We start from the raw sequence: 694 nt of genomic DNA, 5'->3' as shown, positions 1-694 counted from the left end.
TTGAAGCGTTTATTGCTTTAGCTAACGCGGTGATCATTGTGCGTCGGCTCATCAAGCAGGCCTGGAGCACCTACCGCTGGGAGACCCGTCCTGACCGCCGGCCATGACCCCTATCCGCGCGATCTCTAACACCCACGACTTTGCCGATCTGCTCCACGGTCATGTCCTTTTGCTCGTAGAGTTTCCGCGTGGTGCTCAGCTGATCCCCGGACAATGAAGGTGGCCGGCCGCCGGTGCAGCCGTGGGAGTGACTTTCCTCTTCTTTTGGCGGCTTTCTGGCAACTTCACATGGCGGTCGTGGTGTCAGGGTCCGCACCGATTTTGCACAGATGCCGTCCAACCCCTATTGGTGCCGGCGGTATTCGGCTATGTGAACGAGCGTGTCAAGTCTTTTGTGTATGAGGGCTTGAATTAATTGCTCAGAGGTAGGGCTCGAAACGTTCCGGATACGCCACGATCAGTTGGTTGAGTGCCTGCTTCCAGTTGGCGGTCTTCTTGCCCTCGACCAGCCGACCGGACTCTGGTTGCTTGACAGCTCCTTTCTCCTTCTTCGCCCGTCGGGCAGCGCGTTTGTCCTCGATGTTGCAGATCGTCAGCCATAGGGTCTTGATCGCGGACTCATCACTGGTGAACTGCACCCGGTTCCGGGTTGCCTTGCGCACCTCGTTGTTCAACGACTCGATCGAGTTCGTGG

The 694-nt window shown here is 57.6% G+C and carries 1 protein-coding gene and 1 pseudogene; one reads left to right on the top strand and one right to left on the bottom strand.

The window, feature by feature from the left end:
- Positions 1-107 (top strand): annotated as a pseudogene (locus ACQCVD_RS15470) (IS5/IS1182 family transposase); the annotation flags it as partial.
- A gap of 312 nt (positions 108-419) precedes the next feature.
- Here ACQCVD_RS15470 and ACQCVD_RS15465 read toward each other — a convergent pair.
- Positions 420-694 (bottom strand): transposase (locus ACQCVD_RS15465; RefSeq protein WP_426824668.1); only part of this gene is annotated, 275 nt, incomplete at its 5' end.

Source organism: Corynebacterium halotolerans, assembly GCF_050107895.1.
Lineage (GTDB): Bacteria > Actinomycetota > Actinomycetes > Mycobacteriales > Mycobacteriaceae > Corynebacterium > Corynebacterium halotolerans_B.
Note: the sequence above shows the minus strand (reverse complement) of the source record. Positions and strands in the feature narration are given on the sequence as shown.